This window comes from Achromobacter spanius (genome assembly GCF_002812705.1).
Classification (GTDB): domain Bacteria; phylum Pseudomonadota; class Gammaproteobacteria; order Burkholderiales; family Burkholderiaceae_B; genus Achromobacter; species Achromobacter spanius.
Genome location: NZ_CP025030.1, coordinates 3,216,462 through 3,235,441, shown reverse-complemented (window position 1 = coordinate 3,235,441; position 18,980 = coordinate 3,216,462). Strand labels below are relative to the sequence as shown.

The 18,980-nt window shown below is 62.0% G+C and carries 18 protein-coding genes; 3 read left to right on the top strand and 15 right to left on the bottom strand.

Going from position 1 to position 18,980, the window contains the following annotated elements:
* From CVS48_RS14705 to ndk, 6 genes are read right to left on the bottom strand one after another with little or no spacing between them, the layout of a single operon-like run.
* Entirely contained in the window at positions 1 to 639 is a 639-nt protein-coding gene (locus CVS48_RS14705) for a YfgM family protein (protein WP_100855082.1), read from the bottom strand.
* 3 nt (positions 640 to 642) lie between these two features.
* A complete protein-coding gene (hisS, locus tag CVS48_RS14700) occupies positions 643 to 1,929 on the bottom strand; it encodes a histidine--tRNA ligase (protein WP_100857668.1) in 1,287 nt (428 codons plus the stop codon).
* Positions 1,930 to 1,984: 55 nt separating this feature from the next.
* Entirely contained in the window at positions 1,985 to 3,271 is a 1,287-nt protein-coding gene (gene ispG, locus CVS48_RS14695; RefSeq protein ID WP_100855081.1) for a flavodoxin-dependent (E)-4-hydroxy-3-methylbut-2-enyl-diphosphate synthase, read from the bottom strand.
* A 13-nt stretch (positions 3,272 to 3,284) separates the two neighbouring features.
* The gene (locus CVS48_RS14690) at positions 3,285 to 3,779 is read right to left on the bottom strand and encodes a helix-turn-helix domain-containing protein (protein WP_100855080.1); all 495 of its coding nucleotides are present in this window, start codon (positions 3,777 to 3,779) and stop codon (positions 3,285 to 3,287) included.
* Complete coding sequence (rlmN, locus tag CVS48_RS14685) at positions 3,776 to 4,930, bottom strand: dual-specificity RNA methyltransferase RlmN (RefSeq protein ID WP_050446283.1); 1,155 nt, start codon at positions 4,928 to 4,930, stop codon at positions 3,776 to 3,778. Before rlmN ends, CVS48_RS14690 begins: the two co-directional genes overlap by 4 nt.
* 44 nt (positions 4,931 to 4,974) lie before the next feature.
* Positions 4,975 to 5,400 carry a nucleoside-diphosphate kinase gene (gene ndk, locus CVS48_RS14680; RefSeq protein ID WP_006218576.1) on the bottom strand — a complete coding sequence of 142 codons (426 nt, stop codon included), beginning with the start codon at positions 5,398 to 5,400 and terminating at the stop codon, positions 4,975 to 4,977.
* Positions 5,401 to 5,805: 405 nt separating this feature from the next.
* Here ndk and CVS48_RS14675 point away from each other — a divergent pair, with 405 nt between their 5' ends.
* Positions 5,806 to 8,700, top strand: a complete 2,895-nt coding sequence (locus CVS48_RS14675; protein WP_100855079.1) for a valine--tRNA ligase — start codon at positions 5,806 to 5,808, stop codon at positions 8,698 to 8,700.
* A 76-nt stretch (positions 8,701 to 8,776) separates the two neighbouring features.
* On the opposite strand, the gene CVS48_RS14670 is transcribed toward CVS48_RS14675, so the two are convergent.
* The 9 genes from CVS48_RS14670 to rpsP form a co-directional block, all read right to left on the bottom strand.
* A protein-coding gene (locus CVS48_RS14670) for an IS3 family transposase (RefSeq protein ID WP_419191420.1) occupies positions 8,777 to 10,125 on the bottom strand; the annotation gives its coding sequence in 2 pieces (ribosomal slippage) (positions 8,777 to 9,640 and positions 9,643 to 10,125; 1,347 coding nt in all).
* A 97-nt stretch (positions 10,126 to 10,222) separates the two neighbouring features.
* Positions 10,223 to 11,512: an NAD(P)/FAD-dependent oxidoreductase gene (locus tag CVS48_RS14665; RefSeq protein WP_100855078.1), complete on the bottom strand. Its 1,290-nt coding sequence runs from the start codon at positions 11,510 to 11,512 to the stop codon at positions 10,223 to 10,225.
* Between the two features lie 9 nt (positions 11,513 to 11,521).
* Positions 11,522 to 12,253 (bottom strand): amino acid ABC transporter ATP-binding protein, encoded by a 732-nt coding sequence (locus CVS48_RS14660; protein ID WP_100855077.1) that lies wholly within the window; start codon positions 12,251 to 12,253, stop codon positions 11,522 to 11,524.
* A complete protein-coding gene (locus CVS48_RS14655; protein ID WP_100855076.1) occupies positions 12,250 to 12,903 on the bottom strand; it encodes an amino acid ABC transporter permease in 654 nt (217 codons plus the stop codon). Before CVS48_RS14655 ends, CVS48_RS14660 begins: the two co-directional genes overlap by 4 nt.
* 122 nt (positions 12,904 to 13,025) lie before the next feature.
* A complete protein-coding gene (locus CVS48_RS14650) occupies positions 13,026 to 13,781 on the bottom strand; it encodes an ABC transporter substrate-binding protein (protein ID WP_100855075.1) in 756 nt (251 codons plus the stop codon).
* Positions 13,782 to 13,880: 99 nt separating this feature from the next.
* The gene (locus CVS48_RS14645) at positions 13,881 to 14,585 is read right to left on the bottom strand and encodes a helix-turn-helix domain-containing protein (protein WP_242001276.1); all 705 of its coding nucleotides are present in this window, start codon (positions 14,583 to 14,585) and stop codon (positions 13,881 to 13,883) included.
* 106 nt (positions 14,586 to 14,691) lie between these two features.
* The gene (gene trmD, locus CVS48_RS14640; protein ID WP_100855074.1) at positions 14,692 to 15,543 is read right to left on the bottom strand and encodes a tRNA (guanosine(37)-N1)-methyltransferase TrmD; all 852 of its coding nucleotides are present in this window, start codon (positions 15,541 to 15,543) and stop codon (positions 14,692 to 14,694) included.
* Positions 15,543 to 16,160 (bottom strand): ribosome maturation factor RimM, encoded by a 618-nt coding sequence (rimM, locus tag CVS48_RS14635; protein ID WP_100855073.1) that lies wholly within the window; start codon positions 16,158 to 16,160, stop codon positions 15,543 to 15,545. The genes trmD and rimM overlap by 1 nt, the downstream gene beginning before the upstream one ends.
* A gap of 84 nt (positions 16,161 to 16,244) precedes the next feature.
* The gene (gene rpsP, locus CVS48_RS14630) at positions 16,245 to 16,505 is read right to left on the bottom strand and encodes a 30S ribosomal protein S16 (protein WP_006224007.1); all 261 of its coding nucleotides are present in this window, start codon (positions 16,503 to 16,505) and stop codon (positions 16,245 to 16,247) included.
* A gap of 427 nt (positions 16,506 to 16,932) precedes the next feature.
* Here rpsP and CVS48_RS14625 point away from each other — a divergent pair, with 427 nt between their 5' ends.
* Positions 16,933 to 17,514, top strand: coding sequence for a hypothetical protein (locus CVS48_RS14625; protein ID WP_100855072.1), 582 nt, complete (start codon positions 16,933 to 16,935; stop codon positions 17,512 to 17,514).
* A 91-nt stretch (positions 17,515 to 17,605) separates the two neighbouring features.
* Positions 17,606 to 18,969, top strand: a protein-coding gene (locus tag CVS48_RS14620) for an IS3 family transposase (RefSeq protein ID WP_100853427.1) whose coding sequence is annotated in 2 segments (ribosomal slippage) — positions 17,606 to 18,080 and positions 18,080 to 18,969 — 1,365 coding nt in all. Because the reading frame shifts where the segments join, the coding sequence is not laid out codon by codon here.
* The last annotated feature ends 11 nt before the right edge of the window (positions 18,970 to 18,980 follow it).

Genomic DNA, 18,980 nt, shown 5'->3' with positions numbered 1-18,980 from the left:
TCACGCTCCGCTCAGGGCATCCAATTTCAGTTGCACGACTTGGGTCAGCGGGTTAGCCGTACCCAGGCCATCGATGGCGCTTTGCCACGCCGCACGCGCCTCATCGCGCTTGCCCTGCGCGGCAAGGACATCGCCACGGCGATCCGCGAACAAGGCGGCAAACGCAGCCGGCGGATTGTTCAATTGCGCCAGCGCGGCATCAAACTGCTTTTGATCCAGCAGCATGCCGGCCAGGCGCAGCCGGGCAACGGCTTGCATGGACGGATTCTTGCCCTGTGCGGCCAACCATTCCAGTTGTTCACGTGCGCCGGCATCGTCTTTCTGCGCTTGCAGCGCCTGCGCCGCGACCAGCGCGCCGCGCGCGGCATAGCCAGTGGCCGGGTACTGTTCGCGCAGCGTGGCGGCGGCGGCCTTGATGCGTACCGACGAATCGGCGCCACCCAGACGGGCGGCGTCTTCCAGCGCCTCGAAGTAGCCCATGGCCTGGTTGGTGCGATGCGACTCGTAGGCCTTCCAGCCCCACCATCCGCCCCACGCCAGCGCCACCGCGGCAAACAGCGACACAACCAGCGTGCCGTATCGCGCCCACCACGCCTTGATGGCGTCCAGCTTTTCCTGTTCTTCGAGATCGTATGCCATGCCTTAACCCTTGTTGTTCAGTACCGCAGCCAGGTCCGCAAGCGGCACCTGCTGCTGCGCGTTGTCGCCCTGGGCGTCCGCACGCAAATATTTGACGCTGGCGGTCTGCGAAGTGACTTCGTCGGCGCCAAGAATAACCGCAACCCGGGCGCCGCTGGCATCCGCGCGCTTGAATTGGGACTTGAAGCCGGCCGAACCCGCATGCACGATCACCGAAAGGCCGGCATCACGCAAGGTTTCGCCGACGCTCGCCGCCAGGCGCTGCGCTTCTTCGCCTTGGTGCACCACGTAGACATCGCATTCCGCCGGGGTGTCGAGCTGGACACTTTGTTCCCAAAGGTCAAGCAGGCGTTCCATGCCGATTGCGAAGCCGACCGCCGGAGCGGGCTTGCCGCCAAGCAGTTCGATCAGCCCGTCGTAGCGACCGCCGCCGCACACCGTACCTTGCGAACCCAGACGATCGGTAACCCACTCGAACACAGTCAGGTTGTAGTAGTCCAGGCCGCGCACCAGGCGCGGGTTCAAGCTGTATTCAATGCCGGCTTCGGTCAGACGCTGGCACACACCTTCAAAGTGCGCGCGGGACTCATCGCCCAGGAAATCAAACAGGCGCGGCGCGCTGTTCGCCATTTCCTGCATGGCGGGGTTCTTGGTGTCCAGCACGCGCAACGGGTTCGTGTACAAGCGGCGCTGGCCGTCTTCGTCGAGAATGTCGCGGTGCTTTTCCAGGTGCTCGATCAGCGCGGCGCGGTGCGCGGCGCGTTCAGCGGGCTGCCCCAGGGAATTCAGCTCCAGGCGCACATCCGTCAAGCCCAGCAACTTCCACAGGCGGGCCAGCATGACGATGAGTTCGGCGTCCACATCGGGACCGACGAAGCCCAAGGCTTCCACGTCGATCTGATGAAACTGGCGGTAGCGGCCGCGCTGCGGGCGTTCGTGGCGAAACACCGGACCAATCGAGTAGACGCGCTGCGGGCGGTCATAGAGCATGTTGTGCTCGATGGAGGCGCGCACGATGCCTGCCGTCATTTCAGGGCGCATCGTCAGCGATTCACCGTTCAAGGCATCGGTGAACGTGTACATCTCTTTTTCGACGATGTCGGTGACTTCGCCGATGCCGCGCGTGAACAGGCGCGTATGCTCAAGCACGGGCGTACGCACATTGCGATAGCCGTAGCCGCGCAGCCAGCCGCGCACGATTTCCTCGAATTGTTCCCAGCGGGCGCTCGGCCCGGGCAACACGTCATTCATGCCGCGTATGGCGGCGACTTTCTGGAAAGCTTGAGTCATCTTGATCATGCCGCACCGCGCACCTGCCGGCGCGCTTGCGGCTACACCCTTTCTTTTAATGAGAGGCGAGCACGCCGTATCGGCGCGCCACGTAGTCTTCGACGATGGCCTGGAACTCTTCGGCGATATGGTCGCCCTTGAGCGTGACCGTGCGTTCGCCATCCACGAATACCGGCGCCGCGGGCACTTCGCCCGTTCCCGGCAGACTGATACCGATATCGGCATGGCGGCTTTCGCCCGGCCCATTGACCACACAGCCCATGACCGCGACGTTCATGCTTTCGACGCCGGGGTACTGCGCCTTCCAGACCGGCATCTGGCGACGCAGGTAGGACTGGATGCTGTCAGCCAGTTCCTGGAAGAACGTGCTGCTGGTGCGGCCGCAACCGGGGCACGCTACCACCATGGGGGTGAAAGCGCGCAGGCCCATGGTCTGCAGGATTTCTTGCGCCACAACCGCTTCGCGGCTGCGGTCGCCGCCGGGTTCCGGCGTCAACGAAATACGGATGGTGTCGCCGATGCCCTGCTGCAACAGCACGGCCAGCGCGGCGGTGGAGGCCACGATGCCCTTGCTGCCCATGCCGGCTTCGGTCAGGCCCAGATGCAGGGGGTAATCACAACGGGCGGACAGATCGCGGTAGACCGCGATCAGGTCCTGCACGTGGCTGACCTTGCACGACAGGATGATGGCATCACGGCGCAAGCCAAGCTCTTCCGCGCGCTGCGCATTGGTGATGGCCGACACGACCAGCGCGTCACGCATCACGGCCTGGGCCTCCCAGGGCTGCGCGCGGCGGCTGTTTTCGTCCATCTTGCGCGCCATCAGTTCGTGGTCCAGGCTGCCCCAGTTCACGCCGATGCGCACGGGCTTGTCGTAACGGCAAGCCACTTCGATCATCTGGGCGAAGTTGTCGTCGCGCCGCTTGCCGCCGCCCATGTTGCCCGGATTGATCCGGTACTTGGACAGCGCCTGCGCGCATTCCGGAAACTGCGTCAGCAGCTTGTGGCCGTTGTAGTGGAAGTCTCCAACCAGCGGCACATTCACGCCCATGCGATCAAGTTGTTCGCGGATGGCGACCACTTCGCGGGCCGCCTCGGGCGTATTCACCGTGATCCGCACCAGCTCGGAGCCGGCCAGCGCCAGTTCCTTGACCTGGATCGCCGTGGCGATGGCGTCTGCGGTATCGGTGTTGGTCATGGACTGCACCACGACCGGGGCATCGCCCCCAACCATGACAACGCGATCGCCCCACTTCACCGCAACGGAGCGGGTAGCGCGGCGCATGGCGGCCCCGACAGACGGAGGCGGCGCATCGTGGCAAGGCAGAGAGGAATCTTGCATCGGTGGAACCGGTTTACTTGGTGGGCTTGGGCAGCCAGTCGAACGGCAGCCATTGCTGCGGCAACCAGCCTTGCCAGAAGGCATACGCCACGCCGGCGGCCAGCACCAGCACGATGGCAATCAGCCAGCCCCAGGAGGTGGACGACGAACGGTCGTCGTCAGCGCTGGACTGGGGAATGGAATGCGCCGAATGCAGGGCGCCCGGGCTCAGCTTCACCGGACCGGTGACGCGGGCCTTCGGGTCCAGCGAATCGACGATGGCTTGGGAATCAGCGCCCAGCAGGCGCGCATAGTTGCGGACCAGGCCGCGCAGCGAAACGCCGGTGGGCAAGTCCGCCCACGCTTCGTTTTCAAGGGCGTCGATCTGCTTGGTGGAAAACTTGATGCGGCTGGAAACCTCATCAAGTGACCAGCCCTTGGACTGGCGCAGCGAACGCAATGCCGAGCCGATATTGCCCGCTTCGCTGGCGGGCTTTTCAGAAACTGCAGAAGCGACATCCTGCGTCATGCATGCACCTGTTTAATTGGTATGGTCTGGCGCTGTGCAGCGTTGCGCTCGGTAATCCGAGTGCGGTCGCGCACTTCTCCGGCCAGTTGACCACAAGCCGCATCGATGTCGTCACCCCGGGTCTTGCGCACGGTCGTGATGATGCCGGCGTCCATCAGGCGCTGCGCAAACACTTTCACGCGCGCGGAGTTGGAACGCTTCAGGCCCGACTCTGGGAAGGGGTTGAACGGAATCAGATTGAGCTTGCAGCGCAACTGGCGTGCAATTTGGATCAGTTCCTTGGCGTGCTGGTCGGTATCGTTGATGCCATCCAGCATGCAGTATTCAAAAGTGATGAAGTCGCGCGGGGCAAACGCCAGGTAGCGCTCGCAGGCCGCCAGCAACTCTTTCAGCGGGTACTTCTTGTTCAGCGGCACGAGCTCGTCGCGCAGCGCGTCGTTCGGCGCGTGCAGCGACACCGCCAGCGCCACCGGACAGTCTTGCGACAGGCGGTCCATCATGGGGACCACGCCCGACGTGGACACCGTGACGCGGCGGCGCGACAGGCCGTAGGCGTTGTCGTCGAGCATCAGGCGCAGGGCCGGCAGCACCTGGTCGTAATTGAGCAGGGGCTCGCCCATGCCCATCATGACCACGTTGCTGACGACGCGCGTATCTTCGGTAGCCTTGGCGTTCGCCAGCCGTGCGGTACCGATATCGGCTTCCAGCACGCGCTTGGCCCACCACAACTGGCCGATGATTTCACTGGTTTTCAGGTTGCGGTTAAAGCCCTGATGCCCGGTCGAGCAAAAGCGGCAATTGACCACGCAGCCGGCTTGGCTGGAAATGCAAAGGGTGCCGCGATCGTCCTCGGGAATGAAGACGGTTTCGATGGCATTGCCCTGCCCCACGTCGAACAGCCACTTGCGCGTGCCGTCGGTCGAGCGTTGCTCGATATTGACAGGCAAGGCCTCGATGCGGCAGTTGGACGCGAGCTGGCTGCGGAATTCGCGAGCCAGATCGGTCATGGCGTCGAACGAATCGGCGCCGCGCTGGTGCATCCAGCGCTGCAACTGGCGAGCGCGAAACGGCTTGCCGCCCCACTGCCCGACAAGTTCGGACAGGGCGGAGCCATCGAGCCCCAGCAGATTGATTCGTTCGACGGATTCCATGACCTGGGTAACGCTAAAAAACTAAATCAGTGCTTACGCGAAAATCAACGGCTGTGGATGTTGATTTCGGGGAAGAAGAAAGCGACTTCGACAGCAGCCGTTTCCGGAGCGTCCGAGCCGTGCACGGCGTTGGCGTCGATGCTGTCGGCGAAGTCGGCCCGGATGGTGCCGGCTTCGGCCTTCTTCGGGTCCGTGGCGCCCATCAGGTCGCGGTTCTTCTGGATGGCGTCTTCACCTTCCAGAACTTGCACGAACACGGGGCCCGAGATCATGAAATCGACCAGGTCCTTGAAGAAGGGGCGTTCCTTGTGCACGGCGTAGAAACGCTCGGCGTCGGCGCGCGACAGTTGCGCCAGGCGGGCAGCGATGACCTTCAGGCCGGCTTGTTCGAAGCGGCCGACGATCTGGCCGATGACGTTCTTGGCGACGGCGTCGGGCTTGATGATCGAGAGGGTGCGTTGAATGGACATTAGGAACTCCGAAAACTGATTTCTGACTGGTTTCTGATGAATTGCCTGGCGTGGCTCTGCACTTGTCGGTGTCACCCTTGAAGTGTCATCGCGCGATGGGCGCGCAGGCGGTCCGGCGTGTTTGAACGATTCCGTTGAACATTCCGGGCCGGCCTGAACCGCTTGCCAAGGCAGGGATTCGACACTGGCCACCGATCGGACGTGCCCATGATTCTTGTCGAGGATACCGAAACGTGGCCTTTTAAGCGCACATTTCTGAAGGAAACCTCAATGAATTCAGGGACTTCTAAAAGGTTTACAGTAACCCGGTATTCTAACACGCTGAGAAGACCGCATTACATCTTAAAATGAGCGGTTTGCTGCCCGTATCCCTACGCCGGGCGCCCTGTCTGCCGGAACCCTGTAATGACTCAAGCTGCTCCCCCGAACGCCGCGAATCCCGCGAGCGACACCCCGGAACTCTCCAAGAGCTTCGAACCCTCCGAATTGGAATCGCGCTGGTATGCCGAATGGGACAAGCGCGGATACTTCACGGCGGGTCAGCACGTAAAAACGGGGACGGAAAGCCAGCCCTACGTTATCCAGTTCCCGCCGCCCAACGTGACGGGCACGCTGCACATGGGTCACGCCTTCAACCAGACCATCATGGACGGCCTGGTGCGCTACCGCCGCATGGCGGGCGACGACACCGTATTCATTCCCGGCACCGACCACGCCGGCATCGCCACGCAGATCGTTGTTGAAAGACAGCTGGATGCCCAGAAGGTTTCCCGCCATGACCTTGGCCGCGAAAAATTCGTGGAAAAGGTCTGGGAATGGAAGGAAAAGTCGGGCAACGCCATTACCGAACAGGTGCGCCGCCTGGGCGCCTCGGCCGACTGGCCGCGCGAATACTTCACCATGGACGACCGCATGTCGCGCGGCGTGGTCGAGACATTCGTGCGCCTGCATAAACAGGGCCTGATCTACCGCGGCAAGCGCCTGGTCAACTGGGACCCGAAGCTGCTGACCGCCGTGTCCGACCTGGAAGTGCAGTCCGAAGAGACCGAGGGCCACATGTGGCACATCCTCTACCCCTTCGTGGACGGCCCGCAGACCATCGTCGACAAAGACGGCCAGACCGTCACCTTGCGCGGCTTGACCATCGCCACGACCCGCCCGGAAACGATGCTGGCCGACGGCGCGCTGTGCGTGCACCCCGAAGACCCCCGCTATCAGCACCTGGTTGGCAAGGAAGTCGAACTGCCGCTGTGCGACCGCAACATCCCCATCATCGCCGACGATTTCGTCGACCCGGAATTCGGCACGGGCTGCGTGAAGATCACCGGCGCGCACGACTTCAACGACTACGCCTGCGCGATGCGCCACGATCTGCCCCTGATCGTGATCTTTACGCTGGACGCGCACATCAACGAAAACGGCCCCAAGCAGTTCCAGGGCCTGGAACGCTACGAAGCCCGCAAGGCGGTCGTTGCCCAACTGGATGCCGAGGGCTATCTGGTCAAGGTCGAATCGCACAAGATGATGCAGCCCAAGGGCGACCGCACCGGCGTCGTCCTGGAACCCATGCTGACCGACCAATGGTTCGTGGCCATGAGCAAGCCCGCGCCGGAAGGCACGCTGAACCCGGGCAAGAGCATTACCGAAGTGGCGCTGGAAGTGGTGGCCGACGGCCGCATCCAGTTCTACCCGGACAACTGGACCACCATCTACAACCAGTGGCTGAACAACATCCAGGACTGGTGCATTTCGCGCCAACTGTGGTGGGGCCATCAGATCCCGGCCTGGTATTCGGAAGACGGCCAGGTCTTCGTGGCGCACGACGAAGCGGGCGCCATCGAGCAGGCCCGCGCCGCCGGCGTCACGGGCGATCTCACGCGGGATCCGGACGTGCTGGACACCTGGTTCTCGTCGGGTCTCGTGCCCTTCACCACGCTGGGCTGGCCGGACAACACGCCGGACCTGCAACGCTATCTGCCCTCCAGCGTGCTGGTGACGGGCTTTGACATCATCTTCTTCTGGGTCGCGCGCATGGTCATGCTGACCACGCACATGACCGGCCAGATCCCGTTCAAGCACGTCTACGTGCACGGTTTGATCCGCGATGCCGACGGCCAGAAGATGAGCAAGTCCAAGGGCAATACGCTGGACCCGGTGGACCTCATCGACGGTATCGACCTTGACGGCCTGGTCACCAAGCGCACCTACGGCCTGATGAACCCCAAGCAGGCCGGCAACATCGAAAAGGCCACGCGCCGCCAGTATCCCGACGGCATCCCGGCATTTGGCACCGATGCGCTGCGCTTCACGATGGCGGCCTACGCCACGCTGGGCCGCAACATCAACTTCGACCTGAAGCGCTGCGAGGGCTACCGCAACTTCTGCAACAAGCTGTGGAACGCCACGCGCTTCGTGCTGATGAACACCGAAGGCCATGACCTGACCGGTTCGGACGCAGGCGAAACCTCGTTCGTCGACCGCTGGATCATCAGCCAGATGCAAACGCTGGAAGCCGACGTGGCGCGCGGCTTTGCCGACTATCGCTTCGACAACATCGCCAACGCCCTGTACCGCTACGTCTGGGACGAATACTGCGATTGGTACCTGGAACTGGCCAAGGTGCAGATCCAGACCGGCACGCCGGCCCAGCAACTGGGTACGCGCCGCACGCTGATCCGCGTGCTGGAATGCGTGCTGCGCCTGGCCCACCCCATCATTCCGTTTATCACCGAAGAGCTGTGGCAGAAAGTGTCGGTGGTGGCGGGCAAGCGCAAGGAAGGCGTGGCCGACAGCGTCAGCGTGCAGCCGTATCCGCAGGCCAATCCGGCCGCCGTGGATGCCGCCGCGGAAGCCGACGTGGCTGAACTGAAGGCGCAAGTTGAAGCCGTGCGCGCACTGCGTGGCGAAATGAACCTGTCGCCCGCCCAGAAGGTGCCGCTGTGCGCCCAGGGCGACGCGCCCACGCTCAAGCGCAACGCGCCGTACCTGGCCGCGTTGGCCAAGCTGAGCCAGGTCGATGTGCTGGACGTCTTGCCGGATGCCGGCGCGCCGGTTCAAGTGGTGGGCGCCAGCCGCCTGATGTTGCACGTTGAGATCGACGTGGCCGCCGAACGCATCCGCCTGGACAAGGAAATCGCCCGCCTGGAAGGCGAAATCTCCAAGGCCAACGGCAAGCTGTCGAACGCCAGCTTTGTCGAGCGCGCCCCGGCGGCGGTTGTCGAACAGGAAAAGGCGCGCATGGCGCAGTTTGGCGAAACCCTGCAAAAAGTGCGCGAACAGCGCGCCAAGCTGGGCGAATAAGCCACTGCGAATCGCGCTGACGCCAAACACCCCGGAACGTTGCTGAACTGACCCCAAGAAGTTGGACAGTTAAAAGCTAAGGGCCGAAGGCCTGGGTCCGGTATTGAACCGGGCTCAGGCCTTTTAGCTTGAGCTTGATGCGGTGGTGATTGTAGTAGTGGATGTAGCGGCGGATGCCGGCCTGTAGCTGCTCGATGCTCTCGAAGCGGTTCAGATGGAAGAACTCCGACTTGAGCGTGCCGAAGAAGCTCTCCATGGCGGCGTTGTCCAGGCAGTTGCCCTTGCGGGACATGCTCTGGGTGACGGCGCGCTCGGCTAGCAGGCGCCGGTAGGCGCGTTGCTGGTATTGCCAGCCCTGATCCGAGTGCAGCAACGGCGTATCCAAGGGTTTGAGCTTGGCGAAGGCCTTTTTCAGCATCTTGGTCACCAGGCCGAACACCGGGCGCTGCTCGGTTTGATAGGCCACGATCTCGCCGTTGTACAGGTCCATCACCGGGGACAGATACAGCTTCTTGCCCTGGACGTTGAACTCGGTCACGTCGGTAGCCCACTTCTGGTTGGGGCCAGACGCCTCGAACTGGCGCTTGAGCAAATCCGGTGCGATCCGGCCTACCTCGCCACGGTATGAGCGATATTTCTTGGCCCGCACTAGCGATTTTATCCCCAGCGCCTGCATCAGGCGCTGCACCGTCTTGTGGTTGATCAGTTCGCCGGCCTGGCGCAGCACCGAGGTGATCCGGCGATAGCCGTAGCGCCCCTTGTTGCGGGCATAGACGGCACCGATCCTGGCCTTGAGCCCGGCGTACTTGTCCGCCGCGCCCTGCGCCTTCAGATGGTAGTAAAACGTGCTGCGCGACAGCCGGGCTGCGCGCAGCAACAATGTCAGCGGATGGGCTGACCTTAATCCTTGGACCATTTGCGCTTTTTGACGAGCGCTTCGGTCCGTTCCGCTTGGATCAAGGCCTTCAATTTTTTTAGGTAGTCGAGCTCCGCACGCAGATAGGCATTCTCTTTGCGCAACTCGTCCTCGGTCATGTCTTTGGGGGTCGGTGCCGGAGGGTATTTATGCGGCATGGGACGTCTACCTTTAGTTCGCGGCGCCAACGCGCCTGCTCCCCCAGCATCATACTGGGCGCGCCAGATGCCGATGCTGCCCGCGTGACGAATGTCATAGAGCGCCGCAGCCTGGCGATCTGACAGGCCATCAAGGTCTATCCGCCCAAGCACCTCCTGCTTGAACGCCGCATCGTAATGACTGAACTTCTTGGCTAGCCCAGCACTGCCGTGCTGCTCGTAGCTCGCTACCCAACGGCGCAGCATCGAATGCTCGATCCCATGGCTGCGGGCCACCTCTCGATAGCCAAGCTGGCCAGCTAAGTAATGCCTTACCGCATTCAGCTTGAATCGCTCATCGTACTTCGTCATGAAAAACACCCCAAAGGTCGGACGGGTGTCCAACTTCTGGGGTGCAGTTCATGCTCCGGGGTGTTTTTTTATCTGGCCAACGTTATCGGCACGAGATCTACACGCCGCCGTCCGTCATGCGATACCAAGTGACGACCGCATTCACATACAGCCGGCGCAAGCCATAAAGCGGAAACGGCACCACCGGCGACAAGGGCACCGGCAGCGCGGCGGCATCACCCGTGGCCACATATTCCGCCATCGCGCGCCCCATGCTCGTCTGCAGCCCCACGCCGCGCCCCTGGCAACCAATGTCCACCAGCAAGCCGGGCTGTGGCTCGTGCAAATGCGGCAGGTAATCGCGCGTAATGGCAACGCGGCCGCACCAGCGATATTCGAACGGCGTGCCGGCCACCTGCGGAAACATCTTCAACATGACGCGCTCAAGATGCGCCCAATCTTGCGGCCCCTTGGGTTCGCGAAACGGACCGCGACCGCCCATCAAGAGGCGGCCCTGGTGGTCCAGCCGGAAGTACAGCAACAGATTGCGGGTGTCCGACGTAACGTGGCCTTCGGGGAAGATGCCCGCGCGCACTGATTCCGGTAGCGGCGCCGTGGCCACCTGGAAGGTGTTGGCGTCAATAATGGATGTCTTGAGCCCGGGCAACAGATCGCCGCCATAGGCGTTCGTACACATGACGACGCGGTCTGCGGTAACGGTTGCGCCGCGCGCGGTGGACGCCGTCCACTTGCCGCCGTCACGCTTCAAGCCGGTGACCGGCGTTTCAGTGTGGATCACGGCGCCCGCATTCAAGGCGGCGCGTGCCAGGCCGCGCACGTAGCTCAAGGGCTGCACGGCCCCCGCGCGCTTGTCGACCCAACCGCCCAAATAGCGATCCGTGCCCAACAAGCGTGCGACCTGATCCCGATCCAACGGTTGCGCATCCACGCCGTGGCGCGCCCATTGCGCGGCGCGCCCGTGCGCAATGCGCAAGGCTTCGGCGGTATGCGCCCCCTGGATCCAGCCCTTGCGCACATGCGGCACATCCATGGAGTGGCGGTCGATCAGGTTGAACACCGAGTCCGCCGTGCTGCCCGCAAACCGCAATAGCCGGTCGCCCTTTTCAGGCCCGAACATGGCGATCAAATCGTCCGGATCGTATTTCAAGCCTGGGATCACCTGGCCGCCATTGCGGCCCGAGCCGCCGAAGCCGATTTCGCGCGCCTCCAGTACGACGGTCTTCACGCCCCGCTCGGCCAGATGCAAGGCCGTGCTCAGACCGGCATAGCCGCCGCCGATGACCAACACATCGGCCTGCGTGGAAGCGGCCAGCGGCTCGGTCGACGGCGGTGGCGCCGCGGTCGCTGCCCACAATGACGGGGAAAGGGGAAACGGCGCTTGCTGCATGACGGTTCCTTACATGGGATGCAGCACGCGGTGCAGGAAATCCTGCGTCCGGGGATGCTGCGGATGATTCAGCACTTCGCGGGCGGCGCCCTGCTCTACCATGACCCCGCCATCAAAGAACATGACGCGGTCGGCAACCTCGCGGGCAAAGCTCATTTCGTGCGTGACGACGACCATCGTCATGCCGGCTTCCGCCAGCTTGCGCATGACGCCCAACACATCGCCGACAAGTTCAGGGTCCAGCGCGGAAGTGGGTTCGTCGAACAAGATGGCCTTGGGCTGCATGGCCAGCGCACGCGCGATGGCGACCCGCTGCTGCTGCCCGCCCGACAACTGGTTGGGATGTGCATCGGCCTTGTCCGCCAAGCCCACGCTGGCCAGCAGTTCGCGGCCGCGCTCAAGCACTTGCGCGCGCGGCTCTTTCTTTACGAAGATCGGCCCTTCAATGACGTTTTCCAATGCGGTGCGATGCGGGAACAAGTTGAAGCGCTGAAACACCATGGCCACTTGCGTGCGGATGGACACGATGGACGGCGCGTCGGCATCGACCAGCTCTCCGTCCACGGTGATGCGCCCTGCGTTGTAGCGCTCAAGCCCGTTGATGCAGCGCAGGATCGTGGATTTTCCCGAACCGGAGGGGCCGATCACGCAGACCACCTCGCCCTTGCTGACGTCGGCATCAATGCCTTTCAGCACCTCCAGCGAGCCAAAGCTCTTGCGGACTCCGCGAAGTTCGATCATTTGGTGGTGCTCCTTTTTTCCAGATGGCGCACCAGCAGAATCAAGGGCACGCACATCACCAGGTACATCAACGCCACCAGAGAGAACACTGTGGCGTTCTTGAAGGTAGACACCGCGATCAGCTTGCCTTGCAGGGCCAGCTCGGCCACCGTGATGGTGGACGCCTGCGATGAGTCCTTGAGCATCATGATCATGATGTTGCCGTAAGGCGGCAGCACGATCTTGACCGCTTGCGGCAGGACCACGCGCCGCATCGTCATGCTCCAGCTCATGCCCATGGCCATGGCGGCTTCGATCTGGCCACGGTCAATCGCCTGGATGCCGGCGCGGAAATTCTCGGCCTGATAGGCGGAATACGCGACACCCAGACCGATGATGGCGGCCTGCACCGCAGTCAGCGACACCCCCATGTCGGGCATCACGAAATAGATGTAGAACAGCAGCACGATGATAGGAATGCCGCGCAGCAGATTGATCACACCGGCGCTGAACTTGGACAGGAATTTGTTTCCCGAGACGCGCATCAGCGCCCACACAAGACCCAGCACCGTCGACAGCGCGAGCGAACCCAGCGTGACCAGGATCGTCAGCTTCGCGCCTTCCAGCAGTATCGGCATGTACTCTGCCGCGTCGTTGAAGAATTCCGTCATGAACTACCCCACCCCGACAAGACCTCTTGCGGGAACGCGGGATGCGCCCCGCCAGCCGGCGCGCGGATACGCGCCGGCCAGGCTGTTGCAAAAACGCTTGCTTGCTTGGAACTAACGCCGCGTTACGAGCCGGACAGGCCCCACTTCTTCAGGATGGCGTCGATGGCACCGTCCGCCTTGAGTTTGGCCAGCGCTTTATTGATACGGTCCAGCAACGCCGTGTCTTCCTTGCGCGTGGCCAGCCCCAGGCTGCCCATCACGGTCGGCTGGTAAGACTGCGCCATCTTCAGGTTGGGATAGTTGCCTTGCGTCAGGATGTACGCTGCAATCGGGTAGTCCATGAAACCACCCTGGATACGGCCGGCATTGGCGTCGCGCATCATGTCGGGCGGGTTGTCATACAGCTTCACTTCCTTGAACACGCCGCTCTTCTGAACGGGCTCAACAAAAGCCGTGCCCACCTGCACGCCGACCGTCATGCCTTTCATGTCGGCGAACGATTTGTATTCCTTGTTGTCGCTCTTCAACACCATCAAGCCTTCTCCGTAACGATAGACGGGCTCGGAAAAGCTCACGATCTGCTGGCGCTGCGGAGTGATGAACATGGCGGCCGACACGATGTCGATACGCTTTGAGGTCAGCGATCCGATCAGTGCGGAAAACGCCATGGGTTCGATCTGCACTTCGAAACCCGCCTCTTTGCCAACGGCCTTGACGATGTCGACCATCACGCCTTCGATGCTATTGGCTTTGGTGTCCAGGAAAGTGAAGGGACTGCCGGTGGGTGTGGACCCCACTTTCAACACCGTCTGGGCTTGCGCGCCCGCGGCCATGGACAATGCTGCAAATACAGAGACAACCAGAGTCTTGATCTTCATGACATTTCCTCATCGTGGCAAAGAAGTCCGGGCAACGCCTTGCGTGTCCGGTGGCGCGACAATCCCCAGTGTCATCGCGCCGATGTGGATGCTGCGCGCTTATGGCGCTTGTTGCGTGTCGTCCCCCGCGGCTTGAGTGATGTTGGAAATGGCCCAGATGACCTCGGTCGTCTGCGAACCGGGATTGCGCCAGCGCCGCGGGGTGCTGCTGGCATAGCAAAAGCTGTCGCCTTCATTCAGCAGCATTACGCGGTCGCCCACCCATAATTCAAGCGAACCCTTGAGCACCACCCCAATCTGCTCGCCCTGCCCCGTCACGAATAGCTCGTTGCCGGTGGAGCCGCCGGGTTCAATCGTGGCGCGGCACAGGTCCATGCTGCTGCAGGCCGGCGGCGTGTACATCTCTTTGCTGATGCCTTTTTCGCTTAGATCGATAAAGCGGTGCGTGCCCGCGCGGGCAACGCGGCCGCCGTCTTCGCCCTGCGTGTGCTCAGCATTGCGCAGCAGTGAATTGACCGAAACCTGGAATTCGCGCGCCAGCAGGTGCAGCACCTTCACCGAGGCGGAACTCAGGCCGCGCTCGATCTGGCTCAGCAGCCCTAAGGACATGCCGCAAGCGCGCGCCACATCGGCAAGGGATCGGCCTTGCTGTTTGCGCAACTGCCGCAGTTGCTGACCCAACCACAAATCCACGGCAGATTCCGGCCTGCCCGCAAACGAAGCCGCCCTTGCCGGCGACGGCGAGGCGCGATGCTCTAGGACGGGTCGGGCCACCCGCGAGGCGGCCGAATTGGATCTGCTCATGTGAAAATTTCATTTATGTGTAATTTTCAATACTAAGGAGCAGGCGAAAAGCTCACAACCTAGGAACATCCCTAGCGTTTACGAAATAGCTGAGTAGGGGAATTGCTCAGGACGCGTCGGGCGTCTTGGGGGATTGCGCGGGGGATTTTGACGCAGGCTTGCGACGGCGCTTGGGCGCATCCGACGCGGGGTCGTAGGTGCCGGCCAGTTCTGCCAGGTAGCGTTCATCCGCCTTGTTCAACCAACCCTTGGCACGAGCCGATTCAATCAACTCGGGGCGACGCGCCGCCGTCAGGGCCAGCGAACGTTCGCGCCGCCAGCGGGCGATATTGGCATGATGGCCGCTCAGGAGCGGCGCGGGCACGGACTCGCCTTCATAGACTTCGGGGCGCGTGTAGTGCGGGCTGTCCAGCAGGCCAGACAAGGTGTCGTTGAACGAGTCCTGCAAGGCTGAGTCGCCGTCGTTCAGCACACCAGGCAAGAGGCGCACCGCGGCGTCGATCACCGCAAGCGCGGCGATTTCCCCGCCGGACAACACGAAGTCGCCCAGCGAGATTTCGTGCGTGACGCAACGTTCAATGAACCGTTGGTCCACGCCTTCATAGCGGCCGCAGATCAGGATGATTCCGTCGCCCGCGGCCAGGGTTTCAGCGCCCGCCTGGTCATAGCGCTGACCAACCGGTGCCAGCAAGGCCACGGGGGCAGGCCCCAGACCTTGCGCGGCACGCGCTTGTTGGGCGGCATTGACGGCGGCTTCAAGCGGCGCGGCCATCATCACCATTCCCGGACCGCCACCGTAAGGGCGATCGTCTACCGTGCGATGGACGTCCTGCGTGAAATCGCGGGGATTCCACGCATGCAGGGACCACCGGCCCTGGGTATGAGCCCGGCCGGTGACACCCAGATCGCGCACCACCCCGAACATTTCGGGAAAGAGCGTAATGACGTCAAATCGCATCAAAGATCCGCCGGCCAATCGCTGTCAATGCGGCGAGCGGCCAGATCGACGGCGTGAATATGCGCGCGTACGAACGGAACAAGCATTTCGGCGGGTCGGCCCTTGGCGTTCAGAATGGGTTCGGGCCCTTCGGCCCCAACTTTCTGGCACAAGACCTTCAAGACGGCATGAGCGCCGTTATCAAGGACTTCATCCACCACGCCAATAAGCGCGGGTTCACCGTTGGCGCTGGTATACAGCGCGCAACCGATAAGGTCGACCCAGTAGTATTCGTCTTCTTCCGGCGCGGGAAAAGAGCCGCGCGGCGCCTGCACGGAATATCCGCGCATGGCTTCGGCCTGGTCGCGGTCCACAATACCCGCCAGCTGGGCCACCACCGTGGCGCCCTGGGAGCGAGCTTGCAATACCTTGATTGCGACAGGCGCAGACGCGACAGCGCCCCGCGCCAATTCAGGCACAGGGCGAGTCAACCACCATTGAGATGCTGAGAGCAGCACTTCGGCATTGGCCGAATGAGGCTGCACCTTAACCCAGCCTTTCACACCGTAGGCTGCAGTGATGCGGCCCAGCTCGATCAAATCCGTAGGCGCCGCGTTAGAGGTTGCGGCATCAGACATGTATCGCGCTCTTGATAGTTATGAAACAGCTAAGAATGGTAGCTTTACAGCTGAACTAACGGCTTGGCTATACGACGCAGGCAATTAAGCCGCGGCGGAAACCTTGGCCGAGTAGTCCTTGACCAGACGTTCGACGGCGGGCGACAGTTGGGCGCCGGTGCCAGTCCAGTACTGCACGCGATCCAGCGCAATGCGCAGGTTTTCCGTGCCTTCGCTAGCGACGGGGTTGTAGAAACCCACGCGCTCGATGAAGCGGCCGTCGCGACGGTTACGCGAATCGGTGGCCACCAGGTTGTAAAACGGACGCTTCTTGGACCCACCGCGGGCCAGGCGAATCACCACCATAGGTAATCCCTTGAATTAGTTGTGAAAAACGGGAAATTCTAGCACTTAAACAAGCCGGCTGGCAAATGCAGGTGCTGAATCAGTCGGGGCGGCGCAATTTGTATCGTAAAACACCGCATCCGGGTATTCTACAAAACGGGCCGAAGCCCGCCGCAGACCGAAGTGTAGCCGCCTGGCCGCGCTTGCGCCTGCATTTCCTGCGATACCCCCTTAGTGCGTTTGAAGAAATAGCCCGGTTGGAGAGATCGGATTTATGTCGTCCTACGCCAGACCCCACGCTTGCCCGCCTTGCGCTGCGCCTCTTCGGCACGGCGTCTCCCCTGTTTTCCCGCCTTTACCCTGACGACGGATTCCATTCCTCCGGCCTCGCTACGCCTGTTCGTTCGTGTTTTTTCCCAACACTTCCTCTCTTGGAGGGCGCCACACCATGAAGAACCCGACATCCGTCTTCAAACCCGTCGCACGCCTGGCCTTGACGGGCCTATTGCTGGGCACGCTGGCGATGCCCATCGCGGCCTCCGCCCGCATCATCGGCGCGGCAATGACCACTGCTACCGGCAAGGTCACAGCCGTGGACCCGGCCACACGGGCCATCACCTTGCAAGGGGACAACGGCAATACGGTCGAGGTCGTGGCCGGTCCCGACGTCCGCAATTTTCAGCAGATCAAGCCGGGCGACATGCTGACCTTGGATTACTACGAATCCGTGGGGGTCGATGTGCGCCCCGCCGGTTCGGGTGCCCCCGAAGTCAAGACTGAAACAGCGGCGACGCGCAGCGCGCCGGGCGCCAAGCCTGGCGGTGCGGTAGGCCGCCAAACCACGATTACCGCCGAGATCTGGCACATCAACAAGAGCGCCAACATGGTCACCTTGAAGGGCCCACAGGGCGGCAAACGCACGATCCAGGTCAAGGACCCCGCCTTGCAGGCGCGTCTGCAGCAACTCAAGGAAGGCGATCTGGTGGACTTCACGATTACCCAGGCAGTGGCCGCGGCCATTCACAAGTAAGCACACCGCCAGGACAAAAAAGGCCCGCTTGATATCAAGCTGAACTGACCCCCGAAAGTTGGAGATATATCCAACCTTCGGGGGTTTTTACATGGCGAAGTACGACGAGCGTTTTAAGGTCAAGGTGGTCAAGGACTACCTGTCAGGCTCACTGGGTTTCAAAGCTGTGGCAGCGGTTCACGGCCTTAGGCACGCAACCGTTGAGCGGTGGGTGAACGGCTATCGCGAGCACGGTGTCTCGGGCTTGCGCCGCAAGGGCGCAAGCTATGACCAGGCCTTCAAGCTGAAGGTGCTCAAGCGGATGTGGCAGAAGCACTGGTCACAGGCCAAGACAGCGGTGGTGTTCGACATTCGCAGCGCGGCGCACATCGGTAAGTGGGCACGCCAGTATGATGCAGGGGGTATCGACGCACTGCGTTCCCGTCGAAAGGGGCCCCGCATGACCATGAGCAACAAGCCACCCAAGCCTACCTCCTCGGTCGCTGAACTGGACGACAAGCAGATCATTGCTCGGCAGAACAAGGAGTTGATCCTGCTGCGCGCCGAGGTCGCGTACTTAAAAAAACTCGATGCCTTGATCCAGGAAAAGCGTGCGGCTGCGCAGAAAAAGCGCAAGTCGTGACTGGATTAAGGCAACAACATCCGCTGTCAGCCTTGCTCCAAGTGGCAGGTCTGGCATCGAGCACTTACTACTACCAAGTGAAGATGGCCCAGGTCGCTGATCGGCATGCCACCCTCAAGGCCAGCATCGGCAAGACCTACGTGTACCACCAGGGACGCTATGGCTACCGGCGCATCACGGCCGCGCTGTGCCAAGCCGGGCAGCATGTGAACCACAAGACGGTACAAAAACTGATGCAAGTGCTAGGACTGAGGTCCGTGGTACGACCGAAGAAATATCGCTCCTATCGGGGCCAGGAGGGCCGTGTGGCGCCTAATCTGTTAGCGCGCCAGTTCGATGCCGACAGGCCGAACCAGAAATGGGTCACCGATGTGACGGAATTCAATGTGCGTGGCCAGAAGCTGTACCTGTCGCCCGTCATGGACCTCTACAACGGCGAAATCGTGGCTTACCAGACCAGTCTGCGGCCCATGTTCCAGCTAGTTGGCGCTATGCTGAAAAAGGCGCTCATGCGGCTCAAACCCGCCGACCACCCGATGCTGCACTCTGACCAGGGGTGGCACTACCAGCAGCCTCAATACCGGCACATGCTGGCCACTCGATCAATAACACAGAGCATGTCACGCAAGGGAAACTGCCTGGACAATGCCGCCATGGAAAGCTTCTTCGGCACATTAAAGGCCGAGTTCTTCTACCCGAACCGCTTCGAGACCATCGAACAGTTGCAGGCCGGCATACGTCTGTACATCCGTTACTACAATTACGAACGCATCAAGCTCAAGCTAAAAGGCCTGAGTCCGGTTCAGTACCGAACTCAGGCCTTCGGCCCTTAGCTTCTGACTCT

Excerpts from the sequence above, each read along its gene's own strand:
- CVS48_RS14705 (WP_100855082.1), bottom strand. The coding sequence starts at position 639 with ATGGCATACGATCTCGAAGAACAGGAAAAGCTGGACGCCATCAAGGCG.
- hisS (WP_100857668.1), bottom strand. The coding sequence starts at position 1,929 with ATGACTCAAGCTTTCCAGAAAGTCGCCGCCATACGCGGCATGAATGAC.
- ispG (WP_100855081.1), bottom strand. The coding sequence starts at position 3,271 with ATGCAAGATTCCTCTCTGCCTTGCCACGATGCGCCGCCTCCGTCTGTC.
- CVS48_RS14690 (WP_100855080.1), bottom strand. The coding sequence starts at position 3,779 with ATGACGCAGGATGTCGCTTCTGCAGTTTCTGAAAAGCCCGCCAGCGAA.
- rlmN (WP_050446283.1), bottom strand. The coding sequence starts at position 4,930 with ATGGAATCCGTCGAACGAATCAATCTGCTGGGGCTCGATGGCTCCGCC.
- ndk (WP_006218576.1), bottom strand. The coding sequence starts at position 5,400 with ATGTCCATTCAACGCACCCTCTCGATCATCAAGCCCGACGCCGTCGCC.
- CVS48_RS14675 (WP_100855079.1), top strand. The coding sequence starts at position 5,806 with ATGACTCAAGCTGCTCCCCCGAACGCCGCGAATCCCGCGAGCGACACC.
- CVS48_RS14665 (WP_100855078.1), bottom strand. The coding sequence starts at position 11,512 with ATGCAGCAAGCGCCGTTTCCCCTTTCCCCGTCATTGTGGGCAGCGACC.
- CVS48_RS14660 (WP_100855077.1), bottom strand. The coding sequence starts at position 12,253 with ATGATCGAACTTCGCGGAGTCCGCAAGAGCTTTGGCTCGCTGGAGGTG.
- CVS48_RS14655 (WP_100855076.1), bottom strand. The coding sequence starts at position 12,903 with ATGACGGAATTCTTCAACGACGCGGCAGAGTACATGCCGATACTGCTG.
- CVS48_RS14650 (WP_100855075.1), bottom strand. The coding sequence starts at position 13,781 with ATGAAGATCAAGACTCTGGTTGTCTCTGTATTTGCAGCATTGTCCATG.
- CVS48_RS14645 (WP_242001276.1), bottom strand. The coding sequence starts at position 14,585 with ATGAGCAGATCCAATTCGGCCGCCTCGCGGGTGGCCCGACCCGTCCTA.
- trmD (WP_100855074.1), bottom strand. The coding sequence starts at position 15,543 with ATGCGATTTGACGTCATTACGCTCTTTCCCGAAATGTTCGGGGTGGTG.
- rimM (WP_100855073.1), bottom strand. The coding sequence starts at position 16,160 with ATGTCTGATGCCGCAACCTCTAACGCGGCGCCTACGGATTTGATCGAG.
- rpsP (WP_006224007.1), bottom strand. The coding sequence starts at position 16,505 with ATGGTGGTGATTCGCCTGGCCCGCGGTGGGTCCAAGAAGCGTCCGTTT.
- CVS48_RS14625 (WP_100855072.1), top strand. The coding sequence starts at position 16,933 with ATGAAGAACCCGACATCCGTCTTCAAACCCGTCGCACGCCTGGCCTTG.